Genomic DNA, 13,126 nt, shown 5'->3' with positions numbered 1-13,126 from the left:
GGAGACGTGATGACGCGTGTAGCGGTTGCTCAGGTGGGCTCGGTGCTGTTCGACACCGACGGCACGATGCGCAAACTGCGCGCCTACGTCGATGACGCCCGTGAGCGCGGGGTCGAGTTCCTCGTCTTCCCGGAGGCGTTCATCGGCGGCTATCCGAAGGGGCTGTCGTTCGGCGCCGTGCTCGGCTCGCGAAACGATGCCGGGAGGGACGAATTCCTCCGTTACACGCGGGCCGCGATCTCGATCCCGGGGCCGGAGATCGATGAGATCGGGCAGCTCGCCCGCGAGGCTCGGATGACGATCGTGGTGGGGGTGATCGAACGGGACGGCGGCACCCTGTACTGCACCGCCGTGTATGTCGGGCCGGAGGGGGAGTTCCTCGGGAAGCACCGCAAGCTCATGCCGACCGGCACCGAACGTCTCGTCTGGGGTCAGGGCGACGGCTCCACGATCAGCGTCGTCGATTCTCCGGCCGGCCGTTTCGCCGCCACGATCTGCTGGGAGAACTACATGCCCCAGTTCCGGCTCGCGACCTATCAGCAGGGCGTGCAGCTGTGGTGCGCTCCGACCGTGGATGACCGCGACATCTGGCAGGCGACCATGCGTCACATCGCCTACGAGGGCCGGTGCTTCGTGCTCAGCGCGTGTCAGTACCTCAACGTCGACTCGCTGCCCGACGGCTACGATCTGCAGCGTTCCGGCGACGCCCGCGGCGACCTGATCCGCGGCGGCAGCGTCATCGTCTCACCCTTCGGTGACGTGCTCGCCGGCCCCGTCTACGGGGAAGAGACGCTGCTGGTCGCCGACATCGATCTCGAAGATCAGCTGCGCGGAAAGTACGACCTCGATGTCGTGGGTCACTACGCGCGGCCGGATGTGTTCTCGCTCACCGTCGACACGACGCCGAAGTCCGCCGTCGTGCGGTCGGGTGCATCCGATTCGGGAGCGCCCGCACCGGTCCCGTGATACGCGGCGCCGCCGTCGGCGACGGAGCGGTCCAATGCGTCGGCGAGCCGTGAGATGACCGTCGCGGCGGCGGCCGCTTCATCCTCGGAGAGCCCGTCGATCACCTCGACGATCGTCTCGTGGTGACCCGAGAACGCCTCGTCGACCCGTCGCACGGCCTCGTCGGTCGGAATGAGGTAGCGCGCGCGCCTGTCGGTCGGGTGCTGTTCTCGCGTGACGAGTGAGCGCCTGACGAGACGTTCGACGATGTTCGTGACGTTCGCGCTGGAGGTCGAGAGCATGACGATGAGGTCTTTCGGCCCGATGGCGCGGTCGTCGCGACGAGCCTGGACGAGGTATCGCAGGGCCGTGAGATCGAGATGCAGCAGTCCGGAGGACCGGAGAGCTCGCTGCGACTGCAGCCGTTCCGCACGTCGCAGCCGGAGGATGGCGTCGCTGAGCCGCTGCCCCTCGGGGGTCTCGGGCGGGGCCGCATAGAGGTGTTCGCCTTCGCGGCGCATGATGCTTCGCGGCACTGCTGCTCCTCTGCGCTCCTCGTGGCGCATCCCCAGCGTAGCCACACGGCAGCGGCCATCGCCAGGGAATTGCACAATATCGAGGAATCACATCGGATGTGAGTGTAAGAAAGGAAAAGACACTTCAGGTGAATTACTAGCTAGGTTGTAATAAAGCTCGTTTCCCCTTCCCCCAGAGAGGAACCCCGATGGGCTACCTGTACTACGGCGCTGAACGCACGCCTGCCGAGATCCCCGACCGCGTCCTCGCTCATATCAAAGTGGTCGTCACGACCAAGCTGCGCCGCAATGAGAGCTTCACACTGACCTGGCCGCACCCCGACGGCGCCGCGGGCCGCACGTCGATCTGGCTTCAGCCGTCCATCCCGCTGCGCTTCGTGTTCGACACCCCCGAGGCCGAGCGCCTCGATGAGCAGATGCTGCGTTCGTACGCCGAGCAGGCGCATTCGTCGAAGGGCCTCGTCATCGACTGGCGTGAGGAGCATTCGTCGACGGCGCCGTCACTGAAGATCGCGTCCCAGCCGGAGGACGTGCCGGAGCGTCAGGTCGCCTGAGGCGCGCGGTCACGCCAGAGCGGTGTCGGCGGGCAGCGCGTACCACGTGCGGTCGTGATAGATCAGCGGTCGGGAGCGCGCGGCCGCGTCGGCCTGCTCCGTGATGGCGAGCGCCTCGATGATGCACAGCGTCGACGTGCCGGCGCGCACCCGTTCGACGACGCGCGCCCGGACGAGGACGGGCGCACCCACGAAGTACGGTTCGCCCTCGGGCGTCACCGCCCACGTCCGCGGATCACCGAAGCGGTCGGCATCGTGCCGTGCGCCGAGTCTGGCCAGCCATGCGCTGCCGGCGTCGAGCAGATGCACGATGAGCGTCTCGGCGCGCAGCAGCACGGGTGCGCTCGAGGACTCGTCCGACACCGAGAAGACCAGCAGCGGCGGTTCCGCGCTGACCGATGCCAGCGAGCTGACCGTCATCGCGACGTGCCGCCCCGCGTGGGTGGCCGTCACGAGGGCCACGCCGGCCGGGTGGTTGCGCAGCGCATGCCGGAACCGGTCCGCCGTCGCGGCGTCGATCGTCAAATTCATGGTCGGCTCCTTCGCTACGACGTGACGGCGGGGGTCCACCCCAGGGCGGGCGCGATCGTCGTGGCGAACTGCTCGAGCCGCGCGATGCTGAGGTCGGCGCCGGGCGTGCTGTCGCCGGCGGCGGGGTAGAGGCCGACGGTCGGCAGCAGGTCGGTGACGTACCCGAGCAGTGCCGGATCGTCGCGCAGGTCGTCGATGACGTCGTCGACCGTGCCGTACCGCGTGACGCGTCTCAGGTATCCCTCGGTCGACAGGTCGGCGAGGTCGGGCTTGTAGGCGTCGGCGAAGGTGCGTCGGAAGGTGTTCAGCCCGTCTTCGACCGTGCGCTCGATGCTCTCCCGGCTCTCTCCGACATAGGTGAAGCGCAACGCGCCGATCCGCGGCGCCCGGTCGGCCGGCTGCGTCGCCTTCCACGCCGCGAGATAGGCGTCGATCTTGGCGCGCTGATCGTGCACGGGGTGGTCTGCGAACGTGCCGATCAGCAGTCCGTTGCCCGCCGCGGCGGCTTCGGCGGCACGTTCGGGGGTGCCGACCGACTGCCACAGGCGGTCGCGCAGGCCGGGTGCGACCGGACTCAGCCGGCGCGGCTCGTCGTCACCGGTGAGCGATCGTCCTTCCAGCAGCGCATGGAGCGTGCGCAGGTTGCGGTCGAACAGCTCGCGGCGCGCGGCGTAGTCGAGCCCGAACGCCGTGAACGCCGCGCGATCGCCCCCGCCCGACCCCAGCCCGAGGTTGAGGCGGCCGCCGCTGACGAGGTCGAGCACGGCGGCATCCTCGGCGAGTCGCACGGGGTCTTCGAGCGGCAGCACCGTGATGGCCGTGCCGAGCGTGATCCGCTTCGTCTGGGCAGCAACCGCCGCGAGCAGCACGAGGGGGGACGAGAGCCGACCCGACCCGAGCCCGAAGTGGTGCTGCCCCACCCACACGCTCTCGTAGCCGAGTTCCTCCGCGGCGACGATCGTGTCGATGAGCTGCGCGAGCACGTCGGCATCCGACTGCCCGGGCACCCCCGGCACCTGCGTGAAGAACCCGAGCCGGAAGCCCGGCGCGACGGCGGCGCGCTCGGGCGCCTTCTCGATGATCGTGCTGCTCACGGTGTCGTTCCTTTCGGTGGGGGCACCGCACCGACCGACCAGCGGCTGTCGAGCTCGCCGTTGACGAGCCAGTCCCCGACGAGTCGGGAGCGGTAGACGATGGGATTGTGGCTCGCGATCGTGCGAGCGTTGCGCCAGTGCCGGTCCAGCGCCAGCGTCCGATCCAGTGCCGACGCGCCCAGCGCATCGAAGGCGCGCCCGGCGGCGTCGGTGACGAGTCGGGGGACGACGGTCTGCGCCTGGTAGGTGGCGGCGGTGACGGCGCGGTCATCGTGCGGCTCCCCGTCGGGGTCGTCCGCGAAGAGCGCGTCGTGCCGGCGAGCCACATCGACGACGATCGCCTCGGCCGCTGCGGCCGCCGCGGCGACCTCGCCCACGATCTGCAGGATCTGCGGATCGGCCTGCACGGTGTCGGCGGCGCCGTGCGCATAGACGCGCCGGCGACGCCGCACTTCGCCGGCGAGATCGTCGCTCGTGCGCCGGGCGATGCCCGCCGTCACGGCGAGCAGGACGAGCTGCAGCAGATCTCCGTCACGGGCATCGGATGCCACCGGCGCGATCTGCCACGCCTCGATGAGCACGTCGTGGAAGTTCGTCGCCCCGGTCGCCGTGAGCTTCTGCCCGAAACCGTTCCACGTGTCTTCTCGCGACACCCCCGCGGCGTCGGCGGGAACGATGACGACCTCGGGGGACGCGTCGCCCTTCGCGACGATCACGAGGATCCAGTCGGCGTAGAGGTTGCCCGTCGAGTACTCCTTGCGTCCGCTCAGTCGTGCCGTGCCGTCCGCAGACCGCCGCAGCGTGACCGAGGACCCGCCGAGCGGGGTGCCCGGCGTGTCGGTGACGCCGTTCGCGATGAGATCGCCCGCCGTCACCGCGGCGAGCAGCCGTCGCCGGTACTCGCTGTCGGGAGAGCGCACCACGCCGTGCACGGCGTGGAAATGGCCGCGGAACGCCTGCGCGATGTTCGGATCGGCGGCGGCGAGGTCGATGAGCAGACGCGTGAGGTCTTCGATGCTCCCGCCGAGGCCGCCGTCGTCCTCCGGCACGAGCAGCGTGCCGAACCCGGCGACCTTGAGCGCGGCGATCTCGTCGAACGGAAGCTCGCGAGTGTCGTCACGGTGAGCCGCGTCGCGTGCGATGGCGGCGAACAGCGGTGCGAATCGCTCGCGCAGCAGCCGGTACACGGCGGCGCGGGCGGGCGCGATGGCGAGTGTCGACATGTGCTCGCCTCAGTCCACGAGGATGTCGTTGAAGTCGGACACGTAGATCTCCTCGAAGCCCTCGGGGAACGTCTGGAAGGCGCCGGTGCCGACGAAGAATTCGATGAGGGCGCGCTCGGTCTCGATGAAGGCGTCGTCGATCGGGATCCACGTGCTGCTCACCTTCTCGCCGGCGATCCGCGCGGCATCCACCGAGATCCCGTTGAGTGCGGCGACGTCCGCCGCCTCTTTCTCGGGGTCGTCGGCCGACGTCGCGAAGAAGTCGTTGAGCGCGGCCAGATAGCTCTCCAGCGCCGCTCGCTTCGCAGGATCGTCGAGACGGCCCTGATCGGTGACGAGGGGATAGTAGTTGTCGATCCTTCCTTCGCCGTCGGACAGTTCGCGCAGGCCCTTCGTCTCGACGAGCGAGCTCGAGACCGGCTCGATCGAGATGATGAAGTCGACCTGTCCCGACAGCAGAGCCGACGTCGCGTCGGGCACCTGCTCGAGGATCGTGAAGTCGTCCTCGCCGAGGCCCACCTCTTCGGCGGCCTTCAAGAACTGGATGTAGGAGTTCGTGCTGCGCGAGAACACGGTCGTGCCGCCCTTGAGGTCGGCGAGTGACCGGGCGGTGCTGTCGGGGCCGACCAGGATCGTGTGGGCCGAGCCGTTGGCATCGGTCGATCCGATGACGCGGATGCCGGTGCCGCCGTTGACGTACGACGTCACGGGCCCGACCTCGCCCCACTGCGCGAGATCGAACGCACCTGTCGTCAGACCCTGCGCCACGTCGATGCCGGCGCCGTCGACGTAGGTGACCTCGAGCCCTTCGGGCTGCAGGTCGGCGGCAGCGGCACGATTGAGCGGTCCGTTGAAGATCGAGTACTGCACGGTGAGCTGCAGCGGCCCGTCGCCGTCGGCTGCGGTGTTCTCGGCGGCCGACGAGCCGCCGGCGGCGCATCCCGCGACGGCCAGCATGAGTGCGAGGGCGGCGACGGGGAGGGCGGCGCGCAGGGGCTGTCTGGTCATGGGGTGTTCGCTCCTTGGTGCTGATCGGCGGGTGAGAAGTCTTCGTCGGCGTCCACGCCCAGAAGTGCCAGCACGACGCCTTTGAGGTCGGTGACACGGTGATCGGCGTGCGAGCGCGGGCGCGGCAGATCGACCCGGATGTCGGCGACGATGCGCCCCTCGTCGACGATCACGACGCGGTCGGCGAGCACGATGGCCTCCTCGACGTCGTGTGTGACCAGCGCGACGGCGAAGCCGTGCTGACGCCACACGCGCGACACGAGCGCTTGCGCCTGGAGCCGGGTCAGCGCATCGAGGGCGCCGAAGGGCTCGTCGAGCAGCAGCAGCCGAGGCTCGAGGGTGAGCGCCCGGGCGAGTGAGACCCGCTGGGCCTGCCCGCCCGACAGGGTGTGCGGCCAGGCATCGGCGAAGGCGTCGAGGCCCACTTCGTGCAGCGCTGCCACCGCGCGCCGCTTCAGCTCGCGCCTGTCGTCGCGGAGGCCGAAGACGACGTTCTGCCACACACGCTGCCACGGGATGAGACGCGAATCCTGGAAGCCGACGGCGACCGGTGCCGCCGTCGAGACGCTTCCCGCGGTCGGTCGCTCGATGCCGGCGAGCACGCGAAGGAGCGTGCTCTTGCCGCATCCGCTGTGTCCGACGATCGCGAGGAACTCGCCCGCGTCGACGGTGAGGTCGACCTCTCGCAGCACGATGTTGTCGTCGAACGCCTTCGTGAGGTGGTGGACCGCCGCGGCGGGTCGGGTGTCGAGGAGGGCGGTCATGGGGTGAACCCCTTCCGCCACGGCAGCAGCACGCGTTCGAGCAGCGACACGAGACCGCTGATCAGCAGGCCGATGAGGGCGTAGAGCACGGCGACGAGGATCATCGCGTCGGTCTGACTCAGCTGCGACGCACGCCACAGGATGTAGCCCAGCCCCTCTTGCGGTGCGATCTCCTCGGCGAAGACGAGCGCGAGGAAGCTGATCACGAGGGCGAGGCGCAGGCCCACGAGGAACTGCGGCAGTGCGCCGGGGAAGACGATCGTGCGCAGCAGCCTCCATCCGCGCACACCACGGGTGAGAGCGAGTTCGCGCAAGCGCGGGTCGATCCCGACGACACCGGCAACCGTGTTGAGGTAGATCGCGAATGTCGCGGCCAGCACCAGGATGCCGATCCGCAGCGTCTCGCCGACGCCGAGCCAGATGAGCAGCAGGGGGATCAGTGCCGGGAACGGGATCGCCTTGATCGCGTGGAGCGTGCCGTCCAGCACGCGGTGACCCCATCGCGACAGGCCCGAGAGCAGACCGAGCGTGACCCCGATCACGATGCTGAGCCCGAGACCGACGAGGACGCGCCGCAGCGACACGGCGACGTCGCGCACGAGCGTGCCGTCGGCCAGACGCGTCGTGAACTGCTCCCAGACCCGCTGCGGAGACGCCAGGAGCAGCTCGCTGACCCACTCGTTCGACGTCGCGACGAACCACAGGACGACGGCGGCGGCAGGAAGCAGCAGCGACACCGCGACGGGCGTGAGGCTCGAGCGTCTCACGCGGCGCCGCCGAACCGGGGTCGCGGGCGCCGCCCCGTCGTCGGCGGGGGCGACGTCGCCCGGCGATGGCGCCGCGTCGATCAGAACGGTTGTCGTCATGGGCCCAGGACACACCCGCACCCGGCGCCGCTCAACTTCCGTTGCGAAGTGTGTGCGCCTGTGACTCCGCGTGAATCCATCGCGCGAGGGTCCTTGCGCGCGAGCCGTGCCGTCGGCTATTCGCGCTCGCGGTGAAGATCAGTGCGGCAAGAAGTTCTCTCGCGCGAGCGGCGCGACCTCGAGGTGTTCGGCGTCGGCGCGCGTGACCCATCGCAATTCGGCGATCTCGGCCGCGATCACCGGAGTCTGGGCGCCGATGTCGGCGACGAAGACATCGGCGACGACGACGAATCCCGGCTCGTTCGCGGCCGCGGCGGTGAACTCGCCGAGCGGCCGCAGGTCGCCCGGATCCACGCGCAGGCCGAGCTCCTCCTGCAGCTCGCGGCTGAGGGTCTCATCCGCAGACTCACCCGGCTCCGGCTTTCCGCCGGGCTGCATGAAGGCCGATGTGCCGGTCTTGCGGACGAGCAGCAGGCGACCGTCGTCGTCGGCGATGACGGCGGCCGACACGCGAATGCTGCGCGCGTCGGGTTCGGCGAGAGAGGTCACCCCGGAACGCTAACAGCCCGCGCGTCGTAGAATCTCGTGTGCCTCCCGAGACTTCTGCCGCGACCGACCTGCCGCCCAGCGGCATCGACCCTTCGGATCTCGAGGTCACCCTGCGGGTGCTGGACGGGATGGCGGGGCTCGATGAGACGCATCCTGATTTCGTCGCCGTGCGGCGCGCGACGGCGGCGATGTTCAAGGCGGTCAAGAAGGTGCGACGCCGTGAGATCCGCGAGGCGATCGCGCAGGCCGACCGCGAGGTCGTCGCGGCGACCGCCACGGGAGCCCCCGACCGCATCGACGACGAGACGCGCGGCATCCCGATCTCGACGTCGACGACGGCGCCCACCGCGGGCACGCTCATCAAGGCGCGCGCCTGCTACATCTGCAAGCAGCTGTACACGCTCGTCGATGCGTTCTATCACCAGCTGTGCCCGGACTGCGCCGCGATGAGTCACGCCAAGCGCAATGCGCGCACCGACCTCACCGGCAAGCGGGCCCTGCTGACGGGCGGGCGCGCCAAGATCGGCATGTATATCGCGCTGCGGCTGCTGCGCGACGGCGCGCACACGACCATCACGACCCGATTCCCCCGCGATGCCGTGCGGCGGTTCAGCAGCCTGCCGGATGCTCCGGAGTGGATCGATCGGCTGAAGGTCGTCGGCATCGACCTGCGCGATCCGGCACAGGTCATCGGCCTCGCCGACGACGTCGCGGCGGCGGGAACCCTCGACATCCTCATCAACAACGCGACCCAGACGGTGCGGCGCTCGCCGGGCGCGTATCAGCCGCTCGTGGACGCCGAGCTCGCACCGCTCCCCGACGGACCCCTGCCCGAACTCGTCACGTTCGGCCACACCAATGACCGGCATCCCCAGGCCCTCGAGCGTTCGGTGACGGCGCACCCGATCCTGGCCGCGGCGGCCGAGCGCGCGGATGAACTCACGGAGCAGGCCATGACGGCGGGGTCCAGCTCGCTCGAGCGACTGGCCGCCGGGACGGCGATCGATGCGGGCGGCCTTCTGCCCGACCTCGACCACGTCAACTCGTGGACCCAGCACGTGCAGGACGTCGATCCGCTCGAGATGCTCGAGGTGCAGCTCGCGAACACGACGGCGCCGTTCCTGCTCGTCTCGAAGCTGCGCCCGTCGCTCGCGGCCAGCCCGGCCCGTCGCACCTATGTCGTCAACGTCAGTGCGATGGAGGGCGTGTTCGGTCGCGGCTACAAGGGCCCCGGGCATCCGCACACCAACATGGCGAAGGCGGCCGTCAACATGCTGACACGCACGAGCGCGCGCGAGATGTTCGAGAGCGACGGCATCCTCATGACGAGCGTCGACACGGGCTGGATCACCGATGAGCGCCCGCACTACACGAAGGTGCGCCTCGCCGAGGAGGGCTTCCACGCTCCGCTCGACCTCGTCGACGGTGCCGCGCGGGTCTACGACCCGATCGTGCGCGGCGAAGCCGGGGAAGAGCTGTTCGGCGTCTTCCTGAAGGACTACGCCCCGGGTGCCTGGTGACCACCGACGATCGTGCAGCCGGGCGCGGACGCATCGCGCTCCCCGCGCCCGGTCACCGCGTGGTGGTGCGCTACCTGCTCGCGTCCGGTCAGGCGACGGATGCTCTGGGCGAGCTGCTCAGCGCCGACGAGAACACCCTCGTGGTCGACGGCAAGCGGGGCGTCGAGCGCATCGCGCGGGCGGACATCATCGCGGCGAAGGAAGTGCCGCCGGCTCCCGAGCCGCGACCGCGCAGGGCGTAGGCGCGGACGAATCATAGTCCGGGCCCGCGCCGGCGGATACGGCCCGGGTCGGTGGCATCGGCGGATCTATGCTCAGGGCATGTCGAGAAGGCTCCGGGCGATCGCCGTCGGCGCGATCGTCGCGATCGCCTCGCTCACGGGGTGCTCGGGCGGAATCCCCGCCGACCCCGAGGGCACCCTCGAGAGGGTGACCGGGGGGACTCTGCGCGTCGGCGTCTCGCACAATCCGCCCTGGACGCAGCTGAGTCAGACCTCCGACCCGTCGGGGTCGGAGGTCGAGCTCGTCCGGCAGTATGCCGAGCAGCTCGGGGCGGAGACCGAGTGGACCGAGGGGAGCGAGGCCCCGCTCGTCGAGGCTCTCGAGCGAGGTGAGCTGGACCTCGTCATCGCCGGGTTCCACGACGACACCCCGTGGACCGAGATGGCTGCGGTGACGGCGCCGTACGCGGAATCGACCGACGCCGACGGCAAGACCCGGCGCCACGTGATGCTCGCCCCGATGGGGGACAACGCGTTCCTCGTGAGCGTCGAGCACTTCCTGCGGAACTCGGAGGGCTGAGCCATGGCGGTGCGTTTCGGAAGGAACGAGCTTCCGCCCGACCAGGAGCAGGCCCTTCGCCGCGCGATCCGGATCGAATGGTTCACGATCGCGTTCCTCATCGTCATGATCGCGCTCATCTACCTCGTGATGGGCAATTCGCAGGCCATGAAGGCCGCGTGGATCGAAGACATCCTCTCGCTCGCCCCGCCGATCGCCTTCCTTCTGGCCGTGCGCATCGTCAACCGGCCGCCCTCGGCGAAGTATCCCTACGGCTTCCACCGCGCGGTCGGCGTCGCGCATCTCGTCGCGGGCGTGGCGCTCCTCGCGATGGGGCTGTTCCTCGTCGTCGATTCCGCGACGGGCCTGCTCACGGCCGAGCATCCCCCCATCGGCTCGGTCGAGCTCTTCGGAAACACCGTCTGGCTCGGCTGGCTCATGATGTTCGTCATGGCGCTGACGATCCCGCTGCCGGTCTATTTCGGCCGGGTCAAGATGAAGATCGCCGAGCAGCTGCACGACAAAGTGCTGTATGCCGATGCCGACATGAACAAGGCGGACTGGATGACCGCCGTGGGGTCGATCATCGGCGTGGGCGGCATCGGGCTGGGGCTGTGGTGGATGGACTCGGCCGCCGCGCTGTTCATCGCCGCGAGCATCCTGTGGGACGGTTTCAGGAACATGAAGTCGGCCATCACCGACCTGATGGACACCGCCGCGACCACCTTCGACGACAGCGAGCCGCACCCCCTCACGCGGCAGATCGACGAAGTGCTCCTGCGGCAGCCCTGGGTGCGGGCGGCCGGATCGCGGACGCGGGATCAGGGCCACGTCCTGCACGTCGAGGCGTTCGTCGTGCCGGCGACGACGGGCAAGGTGTCGGTGCGCAAGCTGCGCGAAACGCGCGAGGAGTGCATCAACCTCGACTGGAAGATCCAGGACATCGTCCTGATCCCCGTCGAGAAGCTGCCCGAAGAGGTCGGCGGTCCGTCCGAGCGTCAGACCGAGCGCAATTTCTGAATCGCGCGGCTACACGAAGTCGCGCGACACGTCGATGATGCGGCGCAGGGCGAGCACCGCCCCCGCCTCGTTCGCTACCTGCGGCATGGCCGCCGCCGTCTGATCGGTGAGCGCGCGCTCATAGGACTCCAGGGCATCGGATGCCGCGTGCAGCAGGTCCGGCGCCCGTTTCGAGCCGAGCGGGGCGTCGACGAGCTCGCCGGTGCGCCGGATCGCGCGCGCGAGGTCGTCGCGCAGGGTGCTCGTCAGCGTCGGATCCTCGGCGGCATCCATGTGCAGGATCACATCGATGAGGTCGCGCGTGAGGAACGACGTGCGCTCGAGCGCCGCGAGGCGCCGGGCGTTCTCATCCTGCTCGCCCGTGTGCCGACGGCCGCGCGGATTGATGCGCTGACTCTCGTCGCCCTGGGCGACGTCGTCGGTGACGGCTGCGATCACGGCGCCCAGCTCGTCGACCGCCGCGTGAAGGCGCTCGTCGTCGAGTCGCGCGTGCGCGACCGCGTCGCTCAGCTCGTCGAGGACCCGCACGACCGTGGCGCGCAGCTCGGTCAGCTTCTCGCTCGCGCGCCGCAGATACAGCGGCGGCACGACCACGAGGTTCACGACGACCCCCACGACGACGCCGAACCCCATCGTGACGAGGTACGACACCGAGAAGTCCTCGGCGTTGTTGCCGGCGACGAGGACGAACAGCGCGGCGAGCGCGATCCAGTCGCGGCCCGCGCCCAGACGACGGAACCCGCCGATCAGGATCGCGATCAGCACGATACCGGCCAGCACGAGACCCGCCGGCATATCCAGGCGCGCGAGCGCCATGCCGCCGAGTCCGAGCGCGATGCCGAGCGCGAGGCCGAGCAGGGCCTGCGCGCCGACCCGCAGCGATCGCGCGACCGTGGGGTGCATCGTGACGAGCACGCCGAGGGGTCCGTAATAGGAGTACTGGTCCTCGGCGAAGGGGATGAGAGGCGCCAGGTACCAGGCCAGCGTCGCGGCGAGGGCCGTCTTCGCCGCCAGCAGCAGGCGAGGCTGTCCCGCCACGCGCGCCATCCACCCCGCGGCACGCCGCAGCGGCGGTGGATCGTCACGCCGTGTCAAGGGCGTTCCCCTCTCGCAGGGCGCGACGCACGATGGTGGGTATGGACAGAGACGACCCGAACCGTACCGGCCCAGGATCCGACCTCGCGGGCGACGACTTCACCGAGCAGATGCACGAGGGGGAGCAGCAGGCCGACGCCGCGAGCGGAGCGACCGAGGGTGCCACCGATGCCCCACAGGACCGTTAGCGTCAGTCCTCCGAGATCTCGGCGACCGTCTCACCCGTCTGAGTGGCGGACAACTCGCGGGCGATGTCGGCCTGACTGATGATCCCGACCAGGTCATGGCCGTCGATGACGGGAAGACGCCGCACCTGGTGGTCCTGCATCACCGTCAGCGCCTCGCGGATGTCGTCGTCGGCGCCGATCGTGACGGGCTTGCCCTGCGCGAGGCTGCCGGCCGTCGTCGTGACGGGGTCGCCGCCGTCGGCGATGCAGCGCACGACGATGTCGCGGTCGGTGAGCATGCCCTTCAGTCGGTCGTCTTCGCCGCAGATCGGGAGCGCGCCGACGTCGAGGTCCCGCAGCAGCCGGGCCGCGTCGACGAGGGTGTCGTTCTCTCGCACGCACGTCGGGTCGAGGGTCATGATGTCGCGTGCAGCAGTCATGGGATGACTCCTTTCTCTCCTGCACGCGACGCTA

General features: G+C 69.6%; 17 protein-coding genes. 7 read left to right on the top strand and 10 right to left on the bottom strand.

Annotated features, from left to right (window positions below; all coding sequences use genetic code 11):
• The first annotated feature begins 9 nt into the window (after positions 1 to 9).
• A complete protein-coding gene (locus ACFC3F_RS09125; RefSeq protein WP_376128723.1) occupies positions 10 to 966 on the top strand; it encodes a carbon-nitrogen hydrolase family protein in 957 nt (318 codons plus the stop codon).
• On the opposite strand, the gene ACFC3F_RS09120 is transcribed toward ACFC3F_RS09125, so the two are convergent.
• Entirely contained in the window at positions 861 to 1,481 is a 621-nt protein-coding gene (locus tag ACFC3F_RS09120; protein ID WP_376128721.1) for a MarR family winged helix-turn-helix transcriptional regulator, read from the bottom strand. The two genes, ACFC3F_RS09125 and ACFC3F_RS09120, sit on opposite strands and share 106 nt — an antisense overlap.
• Positions 1,482 to 1,669: 188 nt before the next feature.
• Between ACFC3F_RS09120 and ACFC3F_RS09115 the strand changes: the two genes are divergently transcribed.
• Complete coding sequence (locus ACFC3F_RS09115) at positions 1,670 to 2,035, top strand: hypothetical protein (protein WP_376128720.1); 366 nt, start codon at positions 1,670 to 1,672, stop codon at positions 2,033 to 2,035.
• A gap of 9 nt (positions 2,036 to 2,044) precedes the next feature.
• On the opposite strand, the gene ACFC3F_RS09110 is transcribed toward ACFC3F_RS09115, so the two are convergent.
• The 7 genes from ACFC3F_RS09110 to ACFC3F_RS09080 all read right to left on the bottom strand — a co-directional run bounded on the left by ACFC3F_RS09110 (position 2,045) and on the right by ACFC3F_RS09080 (position 8,070).
• Positions 2,045 to 2,566: a flavin reductase family protein gene (locus ACFC3F_RS09110; RefSeq protein WP_376128718.1), complete on the bottom strand. Its 522-nt coding sequence runs from the start codon at positions 2,564 to 2,566 to the stop codon at positions 2,045 to 2,047.
• A 14-nt stretch (positions 2,567 to 2,580) separates the two neighbouring features.
• Entirely contained in the window at positions 2,581 to 3,660 is a 1,080-nt protein-coding gene (locus ACFC3F_RS09105) for an LLM class flavin-dependent oxidoreductase (RefSeq protein ID WP_376128717.1), read from the bottom strand.
• Positions 3,657 to 4,883, bottom strand: coding sequence for an acyl-CoA dehydrogenase family protein (locus ACFC3F_RS09100; protein ID WP_376128716.1), 1,227 nt, complete (start codon positions 4,881 to 4,883; stop codon positions 3,657 to 3,659). The genes ACFC3F_RS09105 and ACFC3F_RS09100 overlap by 4 nt, the downstream gene beginning before the upstream one ends.
• A gap of 9 nt (positions 4,884 to 4,892) precedes the next feature.
• A complete protein-coding gene (locus tag ACFC3F_RS09095; protein WP_376128714.1) occupies positions 4,893 to 5,891 on the bottom strand; it encodes an ABC transporter substrate-binding protein in 999 nt (332 codons plus the stop codon).
• Positions 5,888 to 6,655: an ABC transporter ATP-binding protein gene (locus ACFC3F_RS09090; RefSeq protein ID WP_376128713.1), complete on the bottom strand. Its 768-nt coding sequence runs from the start codon at positions 6,653 to 6,655 to the stop codon at positions 5,888 to 5,890. Before ACFC3F_RS09090 ends, ACFC3F_RS09095 begins: the two co-directional genes overlap by 4 nt.
• Entirely contained in the window at positions 6,652 to 7,521 is an 870-nt protein-coding gene (locus ACFC3F_RS09085) for an ABC transporter permease (protein WP_376128712.1), read from the bottom strand. The genes ACFC3F_RS09090 and ACFC3F_RS09085 overlap by 4 nt, the downstream gene beginning before the upstream one ends.
• Before the next feature lie 138 nt (positions 7,522 to 7,659).
• Entirely contained in the window at positions 7,660 to 8,070 is a 411-nt protein-coding gene (locus ACFC3F_RS09080; protein WP_376128710.1) for an NUDIX domain-containing protein, read from the bottom strand.
• 38 nt (positions 8,071 to 8,108) lie between these two features.
• Here ACFC3F_RS09080 and ACFC3F_RS09075 point away from each other — a divergent pair, with 38 nt between their 5' ends.
• From ACFC3F_RS09075 to ACFC3F_RS09060, 4 genes are all read left to right on the top strand, one after another.
• Positions 8,109 to 9,590, top strand: a complete 1,482-nt coding sequence (locus ACFC3F_RS09075) for an SDR family NAD(P)-dependent oxidoreductase (RefSeq protein WP_376128708.1) — start codon at positions 8,109 to 8,111, stop codon at positions 9,588 to 9,590.
• On the top strand, positions 9,587 to 9,832 hold the full coding sequence (locus ACFC3F_RS09070; RefSeq protein ID WP_376128707.1) for a hypothetical protein: 246 nt from the start codon (positions 9,587 to 9,589) through the stop codon (positions 9,830 to 9,832). Before ACFC3F_RS09075 ends, ACFC3F_RS09070 begins: the two co-directional genes overlap by 4 nt.
• Before the next feature lie 79 nt (positions 9,833 to 9,911).
• Entirely contained in the window at positions 9,912 to 10,391 is a 480-nt protein-coding gene (locus tag ACFC3F_RS09065) for a transporter substrate-binding domain-containing protein (RefSeq protein ID WP_376128705.1), read from the top strand.
• A gap of 3 nt (positions 10,392 to 10,394) precedes the next feature.
• Entirely contained in the window at positions 10,395 to 11,390 is a 996-nt protein-coding gene (locus ACFC3F_RS09060) for a cation diffusion facilitator family transporter (RefSeq protein WP_376128704.1), read from the top strand.
• Between the two features lie 9 nt (positions 11,391 to 11,399).
• Here ACFC3F_RS09060 and ACFC3F_RS09055 read toward each other — a convergent pair whose 3' ends face one another.
• Complete coding sequence (locus tag ACFC3F_RS09055; RefSeq protein WP_376128755.1) at positions 11,400 to 12,437, bottom strand: FUSC family protein; 1,038 nt, start codon at positions 12,435 to 12,437, stop codon at positions 11,400 to 11,402.
• 89 nt (positions 12,438 to 12,526) lie between these two features.
• On the opposite strand from ACFC3F_RS09055, the gene ACFC3F_RS09050 reads away from it, so the two are divergent.
• Complete coding sequence (locus ACFC3F_RS09050; protein ID WP_376128703.1) at positions 12,527 to 12,673, top strand: hypothetical protein; 147 nt, start codon at positions 12,527 to 12,529, stop codon at positions 12,671 to 12,673.
• Between the two features lie 2 nt (positions 12,674 to 12,675).
• Here the strand turns inward: ACFC3F_RS09050 and ACFC3F_RS09045 are convergent, their stop codons facing one another.
• On the bottom strand, positions 12,676 to 13,092 hold the full coding sequence (locus ACFC3F_RS09045; RefSeq protein WP_376128701.1) for a CBS domain-containing protein: 417 nt from the start codon (positions 13,090 to 13,092) through the stop codon (positions 12,676 to 12,678).
• Between the last annotated feature and the right edge of the window lie 34 nt (positions 13,093 to 13,126).

The sequence above is a fragment of the Microbacterium sp. NPDC055910 genome, assembly GCF_042271185.1.
In the GTDB taxonomy this organism is placed as follows: Bacteria; Actinomycetota; Actinomycetes; order Actinomycetales; family Microbacteriaceae; genus Microbacterium.
Note: the sequence above shows the minus strand (reverse complement) of the source record. Positions and strands in the feature narration are given on the sequence as shown.